The sequence below is a fragment of the Aromatoleum toluvorans genome, assembly GCF_012910905.1.
Taxonomy (GTDB): Bacteria; Pseudomonadota; Gammaproteobacteria; order Burkholderiales; family Rhodocyclaceae; genus Aromatoleum; species Aromatoleum toluvorans.
Genome location: NZ_WTVN01000008.1, coordinates 45,167 through 60,946 on the forward strand (window position 1 = coordinate 45,167; position 15,780 = coordinate 60,946).

A 15,780-nucleotide genomic window follows, 5' to 3' on the forward strand; every position below is an offset into this window, starting at 1 on the left:
TTCCTTGATTCCCGGCGCGCGCCCGCGGCGCGGGCGGCTCACTTGTGCAGCCGCATCTCCGCGGAGCGTGCGTGCGCCTGCAGGCCTTCGCCGTGCGCGAGCGTCGAGGCGATGCGCCCCAGCGTCTGCGCTCCCGCTTCCGAGATCTGGATGATGCTGGTGCGCTTCTGGAAATCGTACACGCCCAGCGGCGACGAGAAGCGCGCGCTGCGCATCGTCGGCAGCACGTGGTTGGGGCCGGCACAATAGTCGCCCAGCGCCTCGACCGCCCAGTGGCCGACGAAGATCGCGCCGGCATGGCGGATGCGGTCGATCCACGGTTCGGGTTCGTCGAGCGACAGCTCCAGGTGTTCGGGGGCGATGCGGTTCGCGATCGCGCAGGCCTGCTCCAGGCTCGCGACGTGGATCAGCGCACCGCGGTTCGCGAGCGACGCGGCGATGGTCTCGCGGCGCGGCATCGTCGGCAGCAGGCGCTCGATCGACGCCTCGACCGCGTCGAGGAAGGCGGCATCGGTGCACAGCAGGATGGACTGCGCGAGTTCGTCGTGCTCGGCCTGCGCGAAGAGGTCCATCGCGACCCAGTCCGCGTGGCCGCTACCGTCCGAGATCACGAGCACTTCGGAGGGGCCCGCGACCATGTCGATGCCGACCGTGCCGAACACGCGGCGTTTGGCCTCGGCGACATAGGCGTTGCCGGGGCCGACGATCTTGTCGACCTGCGGCAGGGTCTGCGTGCCGTAGGCGAGCGCGGCGACAGCCTGCGCGCCGCCGATCGTGAACACGCGGTCGACGCCGGTGATCGCCGCAGCGGCGAGCACGAGCGGATTTTTCTCGCCGTTCGGGGTCGGCACGACCATGATCAGCTCGCCGACGCCCGCGACCTTGGCCGGCACGGCGTTCATCAGCACCGAGCTGGGGTAGGACGCCCGCCCGCCCGGCACGTACAGGCCGACGCGATCGAGCGGCGTGACTTTCTGGCCGAGGCGCGTGCCGTCGGCCTCGACGTAATCCCAGGATTCGGCGCGCTGGCGCTCGTGGTAGATGCGCACGCGGTCGGCGGCAATGCGCAGGGCCTCGCGCTGCTCGACCGTGAGGCTGTCGAGGGCGGCCCTCAGCTCCGACCTGGGCAATTCGAGCTCGGCCATCGACTTCACGTCGAGGCGGTCGAAGCGGCGCGTGTATTCGATGACCGCGGGATCGCCGGTGGTGCGCACCGCGCCGAGGATCTCGGTGACGGCCGCATCGATGCGCGCATCGGCACTCCCCTCGAAGGCGAGGAGTGCATCCAGCGTCGACAGGAAGTCGGGATCGCGCGCGTCGAGGCGGCGGATCCTGCGGCCCGAATCGCTCATTTCACGGCTCCGGCAAAGGCGTCCAGCACCGGCTGGAGGAGTTCGCGCTTCAGCTTCAGCGAGGCCTGGTTCACGACCAGCCGCGAGCTGATCTGCATGATCTCCTCGACCTCCTCGAGGTTGTTCGCGCGCAGCGTGTTGCCGCTCGAGACGAGGTCGACGATCGCGTCGGCCAGGCCGACCAGCGGGGCGAGTTCCATCGAGCCGTACAGCTTGATCAGGTCGACATGCACGCCCTTCGCGGCGAAGTGCGCCTTCGCGCTATTGATGTACTTCGTCGCGACGCGGATGCGCCCGCCGGGCCGCGTCGCCGCCGCGTAGTCGAAGCCCTTCTGCGTCGCGACGCACAGGCGGCACTTCGCGATGTTGAGGTCCAGCGGCTGGTACAGCCCTGCCCCGCCATGCTCGAGCAGCACGTCCTTGCCGGCAATGCCAAGGTCGGCCGCGCCGTACTGCACATAGGTCGGCGTGTCGGTCGCGCGCACGATCACGAGGCGCACGTCCGGGCGATTGGTGCCGATGATGAGCTTGCGCGAGGTCTCGGGGTTGTCGGTCGGCGTGATGCCGGCCGCCGCGAGCAGCGGCAGCGTTTCCTCGAAGATGCGGCCCTTGGAAAGGGCAAGGGTGATGCTGGACACAGGGTGCCTCGGGAAAAATCGGACTGACATTGTAACCTGCCCGCCCTTCTGTTAGCCTTCATGCGCTGGCTGGACCGCGCTGCGGTTCGGCCTTTTTTACTTTTTGCCCGAAGCAGGGAGTCGAAAACATCATGAAACCGGACATCGTGATCTCGTCGCAGGACCTCGAACGCCTGGAGGGGCTGCTGGCCGCGCCGGCCGCCCGCAATCGCAGCGACCTGAACGGCCTGCGCGACGAGCTCGCGCGCGCGGATGTGCGCGAGCCCCAGGACATGCCGAAGGACGTGATCACGATGAACAGCCGCGCCCGCTTCCGCGAGCTGTCGGGTGGCCAGGAGCACGAGCTGACGCTGGTCTATCCGGGTGACGCTGCGCCCGATGCGGGCAAGGTGTCGGTCTTCACGCCGGCCGGCAGCGCCCTGCTGGGCTTGTCCGTGGGCCAGACGATCGAGTGGGTGAACGCCGAGCAGCGCCCGATCAGGCTCGAGGTGCTCGCGGTGACCTGGCAGCCCGAGGCTTCGGGGCGCTTCGACCTGTGATCGCTGCGGGCACCGGCGGAAAGGCCGGCGCCCGCGTTGCTCAGGCGAGTCGCCGTACCCGCGCACCGAGGTCGGCGAGCTTCTGCTCGAGTCGCTCGTAGCCGCGGTCAAGGTGGTAGATGCGCTCGATGACGGTCTCACCCTCGGCGACGAGGCCCGCGATCACCAGGCTCGCGGACGCACGCAGGTCGGTCGCCATCACGGTTGCTCCCTGCAGCCGCTCGACGCCCTGCACCATCGCGGTGTTGCCGTCGATGCGAATGTCGGCACCGAGGCGCTGGAGCTCGACCGCGTGCATGAAGCGGTTCTCGAAGATCGTCTCGCGGATCACCGCGGCACCATTCGCGACCGCATTGATCGCCATGAACTGCGCCTGCATGTCGGTCGGGAAGGCCGGGTACGGCGAGGTGCGGAGGCTCACGGAAGTGAGGCGCCGGGGCGCCTTCAGGCGGATCGCATCGCGCTCGCTCACGACGTCGCAACCGGCGTCCATCAGCTTGTCTATGACGATATCGAGATACGCCGACGAGGTGCGCGTGAGGCGGATCTCGCCGCCCGTCGCCGCTGCGGCGCACAGATAGGTGCCGGTCTCGATGCGGTCCGGCATGATGCGGTGGGTCGCGCCCGACAGGCGCTCGACGCCGCGGATGCGGATCACGTCGGTGCCGGCCCCCGAGATGCGCGCGCCCATCGCGACGAGGCAGTTCGCCAGATCGACCACCTCGGGCTCGCGCGCAGCGTTCTCGATGATGGTCTCACCGTCGGCGAGGCAGGCGGCCATCATCAGGTTTTCGGTCCCGGTGACGGTGACCATGTCGGTGAAGAGGCGCGCGCCCTGGAGGCGCGGGACCTTCGCATGGACGTAACCGTGTTCCACGGCAACCTGCGCACCCATCGCCTGCAGGCCCTTGATGTGCTGATCCACCGGTCGCGCGCCGATCGCGCAACCGCCGGGCAGGCTCACCTTGGCCTCGCCGCAGCGCGCCACCAGCGGACCCAGTACGAGGATCGACGCACGCATGGTCTTGACCATCTCGTAGGTCGCGACCGGGTTGTCGAGCGCCGAGGCGTCGAGCGTCACGGTGCCGGCGTCGTCGCCGCTGCCGCGGCTGACCTTCACGCCCATCTGCGCGAGGAGTTTCAGCAGCGTGCCGATGTCGTTCAGCTGCGGCACGTTCGTGAACGTGACCGGCTCGCGCGTCAGCAGCGCCGCACACAGGATGGGCAGCGCCGCGTTCTTCGCACCGGAAATGGCGGTCTCGCCGGTGAGGCGGGCGCCGCCTTCGATCAGAAGCTTGTCCATCGCGCCCCGCTCAGAAACCCAGGTCGGTGCGGACTTCGGCCCATTTCGCCGGAGTGAAGGTCTGCAGCTGCAGGGCGTGGATCTCGTTGCCCATGAGCTTGCCGAGCGTCGCATACACCGCCTGGTGCTGGCGCACCTTGAGCTTGCCCTCGAATTCGGCGCTGACGACGATGCCGGTGAAATGCACCCCGTCATCCCCCTGGATCTCGACGAATTCGCAGGGCATGCCCTGCTCGATGAGACGCTTGATTTCTGCTGCTTCAAACATTTTGACTACCCTCAAGCCCGCAGCTTGTAGCCCCGGGCGAGCATCGCCAGGGTCAGCACTGCGAGGAACACGAAACAGATGCCCACGACCGCAAGGCTCAGCCACGGCGAGACGTCGGACTGGCCGAAGAAGCCGTAGCGGAAACCGTCGATCATGAAGAAAAACGGATTGATGTGCGAGACCTTCTGCCAGAAATCCGGCAGCGAACGGATCGAGTAGAACACGCCGGAGAGCATCGTCAGCGGCATGATCAGGAAGTTCTGGAAACCTGCGAGCTGGTCGAACTTGTCCGCCCAGATGCCTGCGATCACGCCCAGCGAGCCGAGGATCGCGCCGCCCATCAGCCCGAAGGCGAAGATCCAGCCGGGCGCGGCGATCGGCAGGTCGACGAAGGGCAGCGACACCAGCAGCACGCCCATGCCGACGAACAATCCGCGCAGCACCGAGGCGATCACGTAGGCCGCGTAGAACTCGCGGTAAGACAGCGGCGGCAGCAGCACGAAGATGATGTTGCCGGTGATCTTGCTCTGGATCAGCGACGAGGAGCTGTTCGCGAACGCGTTCTGCAGCAGCGACATCATCACGAGGCCCGGCACGAGGAAGGCCGTGTAGGCAACCTCGCCATAGACGGTGACGTGCCGGTCGAGCACGTGCGAGAAGATCAGCAGGTACAGCAGCGCGTTGAGGACCGGCGCGCCGACCGTCTGGAAACCCACCTTCCAGAAGCGCAGCACTTCCTTGTACAGCAGGGTGCGGAAGCCGGTCAGCGCATCATGCACCATTCATGACCTCCACGAACACGCGCTCGAGGTCCGCCTCGCCCATGCGCAATTCGAGAATCCGCACACCAGCCTCGCGCAGGCGCGCGAGCAGCGGCTCGAGGTCCTCATAGCGGTCGAGCGGGAAATCGGCCCAGCCGCCGGCCGTGACCGTCCCGCCGAGCGCCGCCGCCGCCTCGGGCCGCTCCAGGCGAACGCTGAGCGCGTGGCTGGCGAAGCGGCGCAGCAGGTTCTCGGTCGTATCCAGCGCGACGACCCTGCCGGATTTGAGCATTGCAATGCGGCCGCACAGCGTCTCGGCCTCTTCGAGGTAGTGCGTCGTCAGCACGATCGTATGGCCGTCGCGGTTGAGCTTGCGGATGAACTGCCACAGTCCCTGGCGCAATTCGACGTCGACACCCGCGGTCGGCTCGTCGAGCACGATCACCGGCGGACGATGCACGAGGGCCTGGGCGACGAGCACGCGACGCTTCATGCCGCCCGAGAGCATGCGCATGTTCGCCCCTGCCTTCGCGGTCAGGTCGAGGCTCGCGAGGATCTCGTCGATCCAGTCGTCGTTGTTGCGGATGCCGAAGTAGCCGGACTGGATGCGCAGTAGCTCGCGCACCGAGAAGAACGGGTCGAAGACCAGTTCCTGCGGCACGACGCCGAGGTTGCGCCGGGCATTGCGGTAGTCCGAGACGACGTTGAAACCCATGATCTCGAAGGTGCCGCCATCCGGCCGCACGAGGCCCGAAAGGGCAGAGATGAGCGTCGTCTTGCCGGCCCCGTTCGGTCCGAGCAGGCCGAAGAACTCGCCCTGCGCGACTTCGAGGTCGACGCCGGCGAGCGCCTGCAGGGACCCGTAACGCTTGGTCGCGGATGTGATCCGTATTGCCGGAACAGTCATCGACGGCAACGGATCAGGCTTCGGCGGGCAACAGTTCGTCGACACCGTAGAGTGTCGCGAGACTGCGCATTCCCGTCGGCATCCCGGCCTGGCGGACGACGTGTCCGTTCTCGCGCGCGACGCGTATCCAGTCGAACAGCAGCGCGAGCGCGGACGAATCCGCCGCCGTGACACCGGACAGGTCGACCACCAGGTCCTCGGCGCGCGCCTGTACGCGGCCGCGTTCGATCCACTGCGCAGCAGTCGCCATCGTCAGCTCGCCCGCGATGGCGAGGATCTTGCCCGAAACCGCGCTCATGAATGGGCCGGCGCAGCGAGATCGCGGTTCTTCTGCTCCAGCGACTTGATCAGGCCATCGACGCCGCCGGTGCGGATCTCCTGCGCGAAGGTGCCGCGGTAGTTGGTGACGAGGCTCACGCCGGCCACGACCACGTCGTACACTTTCCACCCGTCCGTCGTCTTCTCCAGCGCGTAGTCGATGTTGATCGGCTGCGCGCCGGCCTGGCGGACCTCGGTCTGCACACGCACCGAGGCGTCGGCGTCGCCGAATTTCGCCGGCTTGTAGCCGATGCTCTGGTCGCGGTATTGCGTCAGCGCGTTGGAATAGGTCCGGACGAGCAGCGTGCGGAAGGCGTCGACGAGCTTGCCCTGCTGCTCCGGGCTCGCCTGGCGCCAGTCCTTGCCCACCGCCAGCATCGTCATGCGGCGGAAGTTGAAGTGCGGGAGGACCTTCTCCTCGACCAGAGTGATCACGCGGCGGGTGTCGCCGGACTGGATCGCCTTGTCCTGACGCACGATGGCCAGGACGTCGTCGCTGACTTCGCGCACGAGCGCATCGGGCGCCTTGGCCGTTTCGGCCGCCAGCGCCGGCAACACCGAGAACATCAGACACAGGGAAAGCAGGAACTTCTTCATCATCACTCCTCGGGGACGCCGGGGCTCACCGCCCCTGTCGTCCGTCATAAACTTACTGCCTGCCGGCCTTCACGAGCCGGCCGGCATCATCATCGTGCTGCCCGGCGCCGTTGAAATCGAGCTCATCGAGTGGCGGATTGCCGTCGAAGACGCGGTAGCGGCGCTGCTGCAGGTAGAAGTCGCGCGCATACGAATACTTGTCCAGCGTCCCTTCTTCGAGCGTCTTGTCGATGCCGAGCAGGTTGGCGCGCACATGCACGAGGCGCAGCGCCGTCAGGCTGTTGCGCGTCGCGATGTCGTCGATGCCCCACACGTTGTCGCCATACAGGTCGATCGGCAGGACCACCGCGTCGCGGATGGTGCGCGGGCCGAAGAACGGCACGACGAAGTAAGCGCCTTCGCCCACGCCCCACCAGCCCAGCGTCTGGCCGAAATCCTCGTCATGCTTGGACAGATTGAGCTCGCTCGCCACGTCGAAGAGCCCGAGGATGCCGACCGTCGAGTTGAGGGCGAAGCGTAGCAGGTCGCTCAGGCCATCCGTGAATTTGCCCTGCAACAGGTTGTTGCCGCCGATCCACACGTCGCCGACGTTGCCGAAGAAATTGCCGACGCCGGTGCGTACCGGCAGCGGCGTGACCTTGTCGTAGGCCTTGGCCACCGGCTGGATGGCAACCTCGTCCACCTTCTCGTTGAAGGTGAACATCGCACGGTTGTAGCTTTCGAGCGGATCGTCCGGATTGGCGAAGCGCACCGTACAGCCGGCAAGCGCGACGACGGCCCCCCCGAGGGCGAGCGCCTGCGCAAACCTGGAAGTGATATTTTTTTTCATGGCGAGATTCAGATCGCGTACGGCGGGATCAGTTCGCGGGCGCCGAGCCTTCGGCGGCCTTGTCGAACATGAACTGGCCGATAAGCTTCTCCAGGACGACCGCCGACTGGGTGATCTGCAGCTTGTCGCCGGTCTTCAGCATCGCCTCGTCGCCCCCCGGCTCGAGCCCGACGTACTGCTCGCCCAGGAGGCCGGAGGTCAGGATGGTCGCGATCGTGTCGCGCGGGAACTGGTAGCGCGCATCGAGCGTGAGCGTCACGACGGCGCGGTAGCTCTTGGTATCGAAGCGGATGTCGCTGACCCGCCCCACGACGACGCCGGCGCTCTTGACCGGCGCCCTCGCCTTCAGCCCGCCGATGTTGTCGAACTGCCCGCTCACGACATAGGTTTCGCCGGCGTTGGCGGCGCCCAGGTTGCCGACCTTGAACGCGAGGAACATCAGCGCGGCCATGCCGATGACGACGAAGAAACCGACCCACAGGTCGAGCGTTGTACGCCTCATGACTGCCCTCGGAACATAAGAGATGTAAGCACGAAATCGAGCGCCAGGATGGCCAGCGCGGACGTGACGACGGTGCGGGTGATCGCGCGCGACAGCCCTTCGGCGGTCGGCGTGCAGTCGTAACCTTCGAACACGGCGATCAGCGCCACCGTGGCGCCGAACACGAAGCTCTTGAGCACGCCGTTCATGATGTCGAAGCGGAAATCCACGGCCGCCTGCATCTGCGACCAGAACGCACCGTCATCGACACCGATGAAGACGACGCCGATCAGCCAGCCGCCGAACACGCCCATCGCGGAAAACAGCGCGGCCAGCAGCGGCATCGAGATCACGCCGCCCCAGAAACGCGGCGCGACGACGCGGGCGATGGGGTTAACCGCCATCATGTCCATCGCGTCGAGCTGCTCGGTGGTCTTCATCAGGCCGATCTCCGCAGTCACCGCGAGGCCGGCGCGGCTGGCGAAAAGGAGCCCGGCGACGACGGGCCCGAGCTCGCGCGTCAGCGACAGCGAGACGAGCACGCCGAGCGCATCGCCCGAACCGTAGCGCTGCAGCGTCTCGTAGCCCTGCAGGCCGAGCACCATGCCGACGAAGAGGCCGGAGACGACGATGATCAGCAGCGACAGCACGCCGCTGAAGTAGATCTCGCGCACCGTCAGGTGGATGCGCATCAGCGACTGCCCCGAATGGCGCAGCAGCAGCATGAAGAAACGCGCGGCGAAACCGATCCGCCACACGCCTTCGACCACCATTGCACCGAGACGGCGGATGACGTTCAGGAGGCCGTTCATGCGCCCCTCCCGCCGATGAGGCTCTCGTCCAGCGCCGCCGCCGGGTAGTGGAAGGGCACGGGGCCGTCGGCCTCGGCGTGGATGAACTGGTACACCCAGGGATCCTGCGAGGCGCGCAGTTCGTCGGGCGTCCCTTCCGCGACGACACGGCCTTCGGAGATGAAATAGATGTAATCGACGATCTGCAGCGACTCCATGATGTCGTGCGTCACCATGATCGTCGTCGCGCCGAGCGCGTCGTTGAGCTTGCGGATGAGCTGGCCGATGACGCCGAGCGAGATGGGGTCGAGACCGGCGAAGGGCTCGTCGTACATGATCAGCATCGGATCGAGCGCGATCGCGCGGGCCAGCGCGACGCGGCGCGCCATGCCGCCCGACAGCTCCGCCGGCATGAGGTCGGCCGCGCCGCGCAGCCCGACCGCATTGAGCTTCATCAGCACCATGTCGCGGATCAGGCCGAACGGCAGCTCCGTATGCTCGCGCAACGGGAAGGCCACGTTGTCGAACACGGACATGTCGGTGAACAACGCCCCGAACTGGAACAGCATGCCCATGCGCCGGCGCATCTCGTACAGCTCGGACGTCGTCAGGGATGCGACGTTGCGGCCGGCGACCTCGACGGTGCCGCCCGTCGCGCGCAGCTGTCCGCCGATCAGCCGCAGCAGCGTGGTCTTGCCGCAGCCGCTACCGCCCATGATCGCAACGACCTTGCCCCGTGGCACCTTAAGGTCGATGCCGCGCAGGATCTCGCGCTCGCCATAGGCAAAGCGGACATCCTTCACGCTCACCAGCAGATTGTCGGTTTCGGAAACCAAGTCGCCGCCCCTCGGGGATCGTCAAAGCTGGCCATTTTAGCAGACAGGCCGCGCCAGACGGCCACCACGCCCGCCCGGATCTGGAACGAATATACGAACACACTGTTGCAAACACCACAGCACGTCGGCACATTTCCGGGCTCGGCGTCGCCGCGCCTCATTTTCCCCGCAGCAGCCGCCCTTCGGCCTGATCGAGGCCCGCGGGCACGCCCATCAGCACGACCACGTCGCCGGCCTCCATCAGCGTATCCGCACCGGGCGCGAGGCCGCGGATGTTGCGCCGGCGCACCGCCGAAACGCTCACCCCGAACTCATCGAGCGCCATCGCCCCCAAGGTACGGCCGACCGCATGCGCGCCGGCCGGGAGCGTCACGGGATGCAGCCGCACCTGGCGCGCCTCGGGACCATCGGCCGCGTCCGTGGTGCCATGGAAGAATCCGCGCATGAGCGCGTAGCGCTGGTTGCGCACGTCGCGGATGCGCCGCACGACGCGATTGAGCGGCACCCCGATCAGCGCGAGCGCATGCGACGCGAGCATGATGCTGCCCTCGAAGGCTTCCGGCACGACTTCGGCGGCGCCCGCCTGCGCCAGGCGGTCCATGTCCTTCTCGTCGGCGGCACGCGTGACGACGGGCAGATCCGGCCGCAGCGCGAGTGCGCGATGCAGCACGCGCACGGCCGCCTCGACCTCGCCGAAAGCGATCACCAGCGCGCTCGCGCGCATGATTCCCGCCGCCATCAGCGTCTCGTGGCGCGATGCGTCGCCATAGACCACCGTGTCACCGGCCGCGGTGGCCTCGCGTACGCGCTCGGGATCGAGATCCAGCGCGACATAGCTGACGCTTTCCTGCTCCAGGAAACGCGCCATGTACTGTCCGCTGCGGCCGTAGCCGCAGATGATGATGTGCTTGCTGGTGTTCATCGACTGCGCCGCGACGCGGGTCAGCTCCATCGAGCGCAGCAGCCATTCGGAGGCGACGAAGCGCATCACGATGCGGTCGCTCACCTGCACCACCAGCGGCGCGAGCAGCATCGACACGACCAGCGCCGCGACCGTGGTCTGCAGCAGCGCCGGCGGCATCAGGCCGAGGCCGTCGATCTGCGACACCAGCACGAAGCCGAACTCCCCGCCGGCACACAGCCACAGGCCGGTGCGCAGCGCCGTCCCCGCCGACGCGCCGAACGCGCGCGAAGCCGCGAACACGATCGCGCATTTCACGACCAGCAGCGCAACCACCATGCCCAGCACCGCAAACAGATGCTCCGCGATCACATGCGCATCGAGGAACATGCCGACCGTGACGAAGAACAGGCCCAGCAGCACGTCGCGGAAAGGCTTGATGTCCTCCTCGACCTGGTAGCGGAACTCCGTCTCCGAGATCAGCATGCCGGCGAGAAAGGCACCGAGCGCGAGCGACAGGCCGACCAGCTGCGACAGCCACGCCAGCCCGAGCGTGATCAGCAGCACGTTGAGCATGAAGAGTTCGCCCGAGCGGCGCCGCGCCACCACCGTGAACCACGCGCGCATCAGCCGCTGGCCGAAACCGAGCACCAGAACCAGCAGCGCGACGGCCTTCAGCGCCGCGATCGCGAGCGTCTCCGCCAGCGCATCGGCCGGCTGCGACAAGGCCGGGATCAGGATCAGCAGGGGCACGACGGCGATGTCCTGGAACAGCAGCACGCCCATGGTCTCGCGCCCGTGCTTGCTGTCGAGCTCCATGCGATCGGAAAGCAGCTTCGACAGGATCGCGGTCGAAGACATCGCCAGCGTGCTGCCCAGCGCGAGCCCCGCTCCCCAGTCGAGGCCGAAGAGACGCCCCACCGGCATCACCAGCGCAATGCATCCGAGCACCTGGGCGGCGCCGAGCCCGAACACCGTCCGCTTCATGGCCACCAGGCGCGGCAACGAGAACTCGAGCCCGATCGAGAACATCAGGAACACGACGCCGAATTCGGCAAGATGGCTCGCGCCATCCGAGGCCGGCACGAGTTTCAGCGCATGCGGCCCGACCCCCGCACCGACCAGCAAGTAGCCGAGCACGGGCGGCAGGTTGAGGCTGCGGAAGATCGCCACCGTGACGACCGCCGCGGCAAGCAGCAGGAGAACCAACTCCAGGGTATTGGGCATGGGCTCTGCATTGTGCATCGGGTTCGGCGGACCCGGTTCGGGTATACTCGTCCGCCTTGGTGCGCTGCAGCGTCGCGCAACGCGATCTACAAAAGAAAGTGTAACCGTTCCGAACACCATGAACCCACCCCAGCCCAAATCCGCTCGCGAAGCCGGCGCCATCGCGCTCGCGCGGCGCGTGCTGCGCATCGAGGCCGACGCGGTCACGGCGCTGGCAGACCGTCTCGGCAGCGAGTTCGAGCAGGCGGTGGACCTGATCCTGCAGCGCCGCGGCCGCGTCATCGTCACCGGCATCGGCAAGTCGGGGCACATCGGCCGCAAGCTCGCGGCGACGCTCGCGAGCACCGGCACGCCCGCCTACTTCGTGCACGCGGCCGAGGCCGCGCACGGCGACCTCGGCATGATCACGCCGGAAGACATCGTGATCGCGCTGTCGAACTCGGGCGCGAGCGAGGAAGTGCTGACCATCGTGCCGCTGGTCAAGCGCCAGGGCGCCAAGCTCGTTTCGATCACCGGCCGGCCCGACTCGCCGCTCGCACGGGAGGCCGACGTGCATCTGGACGCTGCCGTCGCCGAGGAAGCCTGTCCGCTGAACCTCGCCCCGACCGCCAGCACGACCGCCGCCCTGGCGCTCGGCGACGCACTCGCGGTGGCGTTGCTCGATGCCCGCGGCTTCGGCGCCGACGACTTCGCCCGTTCGCACCCCGGCGGCAGCCTCGGCCGCCGCCTCCTCACCCACGTCAGCGACGTGATGCGCCCGAGCGGACGCGTACCGCAGATCGCCGAAACCGCTTCGATGATGACGGCACTGCTCGAGATGTCGCGCGGCGGCATGGGCATGACGGCCATCGTCGCCGCCGACGGCCGCCCGATCGGCATCTTCACCGATGGCGACCTGCGCCGGGCGCTGGAGCGCGGCTGCGACGCGCGCAGCGCGACGATCGCCGAAGTGATGACGCGCAATCCCCGCAGCATCGGCCCCGACGCCCTCGCGGTCGCCGCCGCGGAGATGATGGAACGCCAGCGCATCAGCCAGCTGCTGGTGGTCGATGCGCAAGGGGCACTGGCGGGCGCGCTGACGACCCACGACCTCATGCTGGCGAAGGTGATCTGATGCGCAATCGCCGCTCCGTCCGCCTTCCCGCCCGCGTTTTGCGCGTCTCGACACCCCGGCCGTGAAACCGTCCGTCCAGCAACTCTACCCCCTGGTCGGGCTGATCATCGTGGCCGGCGCCTCGCTCTGGCTGGAGCGCGTCACGACCGATTCGGACGCCCGCCTGTCGGCGGAGGCACGCACGGCCCCGGATTTCGTCGCCGAGCAGACCCGGCTCATCGCTTTCGACCACACCGGCCGCCAGCACTACGAGCTGCTGGCGGACAAGATCACGCACTACCCGCAGACGGACGTCACGGCACTCGACCTTCCGCGCCTGCGCTACGAAGTCAACGGGCGCGAGCTGTACCTCAACGCCGCACAGGGCGAAGTGCTCCGGCGGGGTGACGAAGTGCATCTCAAGGGCGACGTGCGCGCCCGGCGCAGCGCGGCCCCGGACCGCCCGGAAATGACCATGTCATCCGCATCGCTCACCGTCTGGCCCGACGACGAACGCGCCGAAACCAACGACCCCGTCGTAATCACGCAGGGCGCCAGCACGGCCCACGGCAACGGCATGAAGTCCGACAACATCTTCGGCACCCTGGAACTCATCGGCAACGCGCGCGTGAACATCCCGCGCTCCAACCGGAACTCACCCTGATGCGCACCTCCCACTCCGCCGCGCTGGCACTCGCCCTCACCCTGGTCTCGCTGCCGGCACTCGCCGAACGGGCCGACCGCAACCAGCCCGTCAACATCGAAGCGAACCGCGTCACCGTCGACGATCGCAACAAGGTGCACGTGTTCGAAGGCGACGCCGTGCTGACCCAGGGTACGCTCGTCATCACGGGAACCAAGATCGTCGTGACCCAGGGCGCCGACGGTTTTCAGTCGGGCGTGGCGACCGGCAGCGACAAGCGCCTCGCAACCTTCCGCCAGAAACGCGAAGGCAGCAACGAGTACGTCGAGGGCGAGGCCGAGCGCATCGAGTACGACAGCCGTGCCGAGCGCGCCCGCCTGTTCAACCAGGCGCACGTCAAGTCCGGCGCCGACGAGGTGCGTGGCCCCTATATCGAATACGACTCGCTGAGCGAGAACTATCTCGTCACGACCCCGCCCGGCAAGACCGAAACCCGCACGACCGGTGACGGGCGCGTGCGTGCGGTGATCCAGCCCAAGAATGCCGGCACCGAGAAGACCAACTAACCGTTTACCTGACACGGAGGAGAGTGCATGGAGTACAACAACATCATCGTCGAGACGCGCGGACGGGTCGGGCTCATCACCCTCAACCGCCCCAAGGCGCTGAACGCCCTCAACGACCAACTGATCGATGAAGTCGGCCACGCGCTGGGCGGGTTCGAGAACGACGAGAACATCGGCGCGATCGTCATCACGGGATCGGAAAAGGCCTTCGCGGCCGGCGCCGACATCGGCGCGATGGCGAGCTACTCGCACATGGACGCCTACAAGGGCGACTACATCACGCGCAACTGGGAGCGCCTGAAGACCTGCCGCAAGCCCATCATCGCGGCCGTTGCCGGCTTCGCGCTGGGCGGCGGATGCGAGCTCGCGATGATGTGCGACATGATCTTCGCGGCCGACACCGCGAAATTCGGTCAGCCCGAGATCAAGCTCGGCGTTCTGCCCGGCGCCGGCGGCACCCAGCGGCTGCCGCGCGCGATCGGCAAGGCGAAGGCCATGGACATGTGCCTCACCGCACGCATGATCGACGCCACCGAAGCCGAGCGCGCCGGCCTGGTCGCGCGCGTCGTGCCGGCCGAGCGCCTGGTGGACGAAGCCATCGAAGCGGCCACGGTTATCGCCGGCTTCTCGCTGCCGGTGGTCATGATGATCAAGGAATCGGTCAATCGCGCCTTCGAAAGCAGCCTCAACGAAGGCCTGCTGTTCGAACGCCGCACCTTCCACTCGGCCTTCGGCCTCGACGACCAGAAGGAAGGCATGGCCGCCTTCGTCGAGAAGCGCAAGCCCGTCTTCAAGCATCGCTGATGCGTTTTGCGCCGCCACAATTCTGTGGCGGCGTTTCCTCCCCGTGTAATTTTCGCGTAATCTTCGCAGCGCATGCTGCAAGGCGCCATTGATGCCATTGGCACAGGCTGCGAACCTCCCCGTTGTCATTTGTTTCAAAGTGAAACCAAATAAAAACAGGGGAATAGCGTAACTACAGGTTTACGAGTACGTCGTGAAAAATTTCTTGTGCGGCGCACAAGTTGCGGTTGACACGAGGTAGATCGGACCTATAATCAAGTATATGTTGCGACGCACCATGCACATCGCGGTTGCGAAGCAAACTATCCACCGTAACCGTCATCATCTGGAGATGAATATGTTTGCTACCCCCGAGCAGTTCGCAGCCGCCAACAAGGCCAACGTCGAAACCCTGCTGACCCTGGCCAACAACGCGTTCGCCAGCGCCGAGCGTTTCGCCGCCCTGAACCTGAACACCGCCCGTTCGATCCTCGAAGACGGTCTGGCCAACTCCAAGGCCCTGCTCGGCGCCAAGGACGCCCAGGAGTTCCTGGGCCTGCAGGCTTCGCTGGTTCAGCCGCTGGTCGAGAAGGCCGTGGCCTACAACCGCAGCGTCTATGAGATCGCTTCGCAGGGCCAGGAAGAAGTGTCGAAGCTGGTCGAAGTCCAGATCGCCGAACTGAACAAGACCCTGGCTGCCGCCCTCGACAAGGCTGCCAAGTCGGCCCCGGCCGGCTCGGACGTCGCCGTTGCCGCCGTCAAGTCGGCCATCGCCGCCGCCAACAGCGCCTACGACAGCGTCAGCAAGGCCGCCAAGCAGGTTGCCGAGATCGCCGAAGCGAACGTCGCTGCCGCGACCAACGCCACCGTCAAGGCCGTGAGCGCCAGCGCCAAGGCCGCGCCGAAGAAGGCTGCCTGATCGCTGCCTGATCGAATCGCCGCCGCCG

At 67.0% G+C, this 15,780-nt stretch carries 18 protein-coding genes and 2 pseudogenes; 7 read left to right on the forward strand and 13 right to left on the reverse strand.

The genetic code is table 11. From position 1 onward, the window contains the following. Nucleotides 1-38 precede the first annotated feature (38 nt). Together hisD and hisG are read right to left on the reverse strand one after the other, a co-directional pair. The gene (hisD, locus tag GPA22_RS07310; protein ID WP_169255437.1) at nt 39-1,352 is read right to left on the reverse strand and encodes a histidinol dehydrogenase; all 1,314 of its coding nucleotides are present in this window, start codon (nt 1,350-1,352) and stop codon (nt 39-41) included. Further along, on the reverse strand, nt 1,349-1,990 hold the full coding sequence (gene hisG, locus GPA22_RS07315) for an ATP phosphoribosyltransferase (protein ID WP_121427486.1): 642 nt from the start codon (nt 1,988-1,990) through the stop codon (nt 1,349-1,351). Before hisG ends, hisD begins: the two co-directional genes overlap by 4 nt. Nucleotides 1,991-2,121: 131 nt before the next feature. On the opposite strand from hisG, the gene rnk reads away from it, so the two are divergent. Continuing rightward, nucleotides 2,122-2,529, forward strand: coding sequence for a nucleoside diphosphate kinase regulator (rnk, locus tag GPA22_RS07320; protein ID WP_169255438.1), 408 nt, complete (start codon nt 2,122-2,124; stop codon nt 2,527-2,529). Between the two features lie 40 nt (nt 2,530-2,569). Here the strand turns inward: rnk and murA are convergent, their stop codons facing one another. The 3 genes from murA to GPA22_RS07335 are packed head-to-tail and all read right to left on the reverse strand — an operon-like array spanning nt 2,570 to nt 4,882. After that, on the reverse strand, nt 2,570-3,832 hold the full coding sequence (murA, locus tag GPA22_RS07325) for a UDP-N-acetylglucosamine 1-carboxyvinyltransferase (protein ID WP_169255439.1): 1,263 nt from the start codon (nt 3,830-3,832) through the stop codon (nt 2,570-2,572). Between the two features lie 10 nt (nt 3,833-3,842). Further along, nucleotides 3,843-4,100, reverse strand: coding sequence for a BolA family protein (locus GPA22_RS07330; RefSeq protein ID WP_121430728.1), 258 nt, complete (start codon nt 4,098-4,100; stop codon nt 3,843-3,845). Nucleotides 4,101-4,111: 11 nt separating this feature from the next. Then, nucleotides 4,112-4,882, reverse strand: coding sequence for an ABC transporter permease (locus tag GPA22_RS07335; RefSeq protein WP_169255440.1), 771 nt, complete (start codon nt 4,880-4,882; stop codon nt 4,112-4,114). Between GPA22_RS07335 and GPA22_RS23080 the strand changes: the two are divergent. Then, nucleotides 4,851-5,093, forward strand: a pseudogene (locus GPA22_RS23080) (hypothetical protein); the annotation flags it as partial. The gene GPA22_RS07335 and the pseudogene GPA22_RS23080 overlap by 32 nt on opposite strands. A gap of 246 nt (nt 5,094-5,339) precedes the next feature. Here GPA22_RS23080 and GPA22_RS23085 read toward each other — a convergent pair. The 8 genes and pseudogenes from GPA22_RS23085 to GPA22_RS07375 form a co-directional block, all read right to left on the reverse strand. After that, a pseudogene (locus GPA22_RS23085) lies at nt 5,340-5,768 on the reverse strand (ATP-binding cassette domain-containing protein); the annotation flags it as partial. Nucleotides 5,769-5,781: 13 nt separating this feature from the next. Then, entirely contained in the window at nt 5,782-6,066 is a 285-nt protein-coding gene (locus tag GPA22_RS07345) for an STAS domain-containing protein (RefSeq protein WP_169255442.1), read from the reverse strand. Then, a complete protein-coding gene (locus GPA22_RS07350; protein ID WP_169255443.1) occupies nt 6,063-6,683 on the reverse strand; it encodes an MlaC/ttg2D family ABC transporter substrate-binding protein in 621 nt (206 codons plus the stop codon). The genes GPA22_RS07345 and GPA22_RS07350 overlap by 4 nt, the downstream gene beginning before the upstream one ends. A 52-nt stretch (nt 6,684-6,735) precedes the next feature. Continuing rightward, nucleotides 6,736-7,512: an MlaA family lipoprotein gene (locus tag GPA22_RS07355; RefSeq protein WP_169255444.1), complete on the reverse strand. Its 777-nt coding sequence runs from the start codon at nt 7,510-7,512 to the stop codon at nt 6,736-6,738. Nucleotides 7,513-7,540: 28 nt separating this feature from the next. Then, nucleotides 7,541-8,014, reverse strand: coding sequence for an outer membrane lipid asymmetry maintenance protein MlaD (gene mlaD, locus GPA22_RS07360; RefSeq protein WP_169255445.1), 474 nt, complete (start codon nt 8,012-8,014; stop codon nt 7,541-7,543). Then, complete coding sequence (gene mlaE / locus GPA22_RS07365; RefSeq protein ID WP_169255446.1) at nt 8,011-8,805, reverse strand: lipid asymmetry maintenance ABC transporter permease subunit MlaE; 795 nt, start codon at nt 8,803-8,805, stop codon at nt 8,011-8,013. Before mlaE ends, mlaD begins: the two co-directional genes overlap by 4 nt. After that, nucleotides 8,802-9,620, reverse strand: a complete 819-nt coding sequence (locus GPA22_RS07370; protein ID WP_169255447.1) for an ABC transporter ATP-binding protein — start codon at nt 9,618-9,620, stop codon at nt 8,802-8,804. The genes mlaE and GPA22_RS07370 overlap by 4 nt, the downstream gene beginning before the upstream one ends. 157 nt (nt 9,621-9,777) lie before the next feature. Further along, nucleotides 9,778-11,748: a monovalent cation:proton antiporter family protein gene (locus GPA22_RS07375; RefSeq protein WP_169255448.1), complete on the reverse strand. Its 1,971-nt coding sequence runs from the start codon at nt 11,746-11,748 to the stop codon at nt 9,778-9,780. A 118-nt stretch (nt 11,749-11,866) separates the two neighbouring features. On the opposite strand from GPA22_RS07375, the gene GPA22_RS07380 reads away from it, so the two are divergent. The 5 genes from GPA22_RS07380 (at nt 11,867) to GPA22_RS07400 (ending at nt 15,752) form a co-directional block, all read left to right on the forward strand. Continuing rightward, the gene (locus GPA22_RS07380; protein WP_169255449.1) at nt 11,867-12,862 is read left to right on the forward strand and encodes a KpsF/GutQ family sugar-phosphate isomerase; all 996 of its coding nucleotides are present in this window, start codon (nt 11,867-11,869) and stop codon (nt 12,860-12,862) included. Nucleotides 12,863-12,923: 61 nt separating this feature from the next. Next, nucleotides 12,924-13,505, forward strand: a complete 582-nt coding sequence (gene lptC / locus GPA22_RS07385; protein WP_169255450.1) for an LPS export ABC transporter periplasmic protein LptC — start codon at nt 12,924-12,926, stop codon at nt 13,503-13,505. After that, complete coding sequence (lptA, locus tag GPA22_RS07390; protein WP_169255451.1) at nt 13,505-14,050, forward strand: lipopolysaccharide transport periplasmic protein LptA; 546 nt, start codon at nt 13,505-13,507, stop codon at nt 14,048-14,050. The genes lptC and lptA overlap by 1 nt, the downstream gene beginning before the upstream one ends. A 27-nt stretch (nt 14,051-14,077) precedes the next feature. Continuing rightward, a complete protein-coding gene (locus GPA22_RS07395) occupies nt 14,078-14,854 on the forward strand; it encodes an enoyl-CoA hydratase (protein WP_169255452.1) in 777 nt (258 codons plus the stop codon). Between the two features lie 331 nt (nt 14,855-15,185). After that, complete coding sequence (locus GPA22_RS07400; protein ID WP_169255453.1) at nt 15,186-15,752, forward strand: phasin family protein; 567 nt, start codon at nt 15,186-15,188, stop codon at nt 15,750-15,752. The last annotated feature ends 28 nt before the right edge of the window (nt 15,753-15,780 follow it).

What these genes read in the sequence shown, in the direction of transcription:
- GPA22_RS07400 (WP_169255453.1), top strand. Translation starts at nt 15,186, where the DNA reads ATGAATATGTTTGCTACCCCCGAGCAGTTCGCAGCCGCCAACAAGGCC.
- GPA22_RS07395 (WP_169255452.1), top strand. Translation starts at nt 14,078, where the DNA reads ATGGAGTACAACAACATCATCGTCGAGACGCGCGGACGGGTCGGGCTC.
- hisD (WP_169255437.1), bottom strand. Translation starts at nt 1,352, where the DNA reads ATGAGCGATTCGGGCCGCAGGATCCGCCGCCTCGACGCGCGCGATCCC.
- murA (WP_169255439.1), bottom strand. Translation starts at nt 3,832, where the DNA reads ATGGACAAGCTTCTGATCGAAGGCGGCGCCCGCCTCACCGGCGAGACC.
- GPA22_RS07375 (WP_169255448.1), bottom strand. Translation starts at nt 11,748, where the DNA reads ATGCCCAATACCCTGGAGTTGGTTCTCCTGCTGCTTGCCGCGGCGGTC.
- mlaE (WP_169255446.1), bottom strand. Translation starts at nt 8,805, where the DNA reads ATGAACGGCCTCCTGAACGTCATCCGCCGTCTCGGTGCAATGGTGGTC.
- rnk (WP_169255438.1), top strand. Translation starts at nt 2,122, where the DNA reads ATGAAACCGGACATCGTGATCTCGTCGCAGGACCTCGAACGCCTGGAG.
- GPA22_RS07355 (WP_169255444.1), bottom strand. Translation starts at nt 7,512, where the DNA reads ATGAAAAAAAATATCACTTCCAGGTTTGCGCAGGCGCTCGCCCTCGGG.
- mlaD (WP_169255445.1), bottom strand. Translation starts at nt 8,014, where the DNA reads ATGAGGCGTACAACGCTCGACCTGTGGGTCGGTTTCTTCGTCGTCATC.
- GPA22_RS07380 (WP_169255449.1), top strand. Translation starts at nt 11,867, where the DNA reads ATGAACCCACCCCAGCCCAAATCCGCTCGCGAAGCCGGCGCCATCGCG.
- GPA22_RS07350 (WP_169255443.1), bottom strand. Translation starts at nt 6,683, where the DNA reads ATGAAGAAGTTCCTGCTTTCCCTGTGTCTGATGTTCTCGGTGTTGCCG.
- GPA22_RS07330 (WP_121430728.1), bottom strand. Translation starts at nt 4,100, where the DNA reads ATGTTTGAAGCAGCAGAAATCAAGCGTCTCATCGAGCAGGGCATGCCC.
- GPA22_RS07335 (WP_169255440.1), bottom strand. Translation starts at nt 4,882, where the DNA reads ATGGTGCATGATGCGCTGACCGGCTTCCGCACCCTGCTGTACAAGGAA.
- GPA22_RS07345 (WP_169255442.1), bottom strand. Translation starts at nt 6,066, where the DNA reads ATGAGCGCGGTTTCGGGCAAGATCCTCGCCATCGCGGGCGAGCTGACG.
- lptA (WP_169255451.1), top strand. Translation starts at nt 13,505, where the DNA reads ATGCGCACCTCCCACTCCGCCGCGCTGGCACTCGCCCTCACCCTGGTC.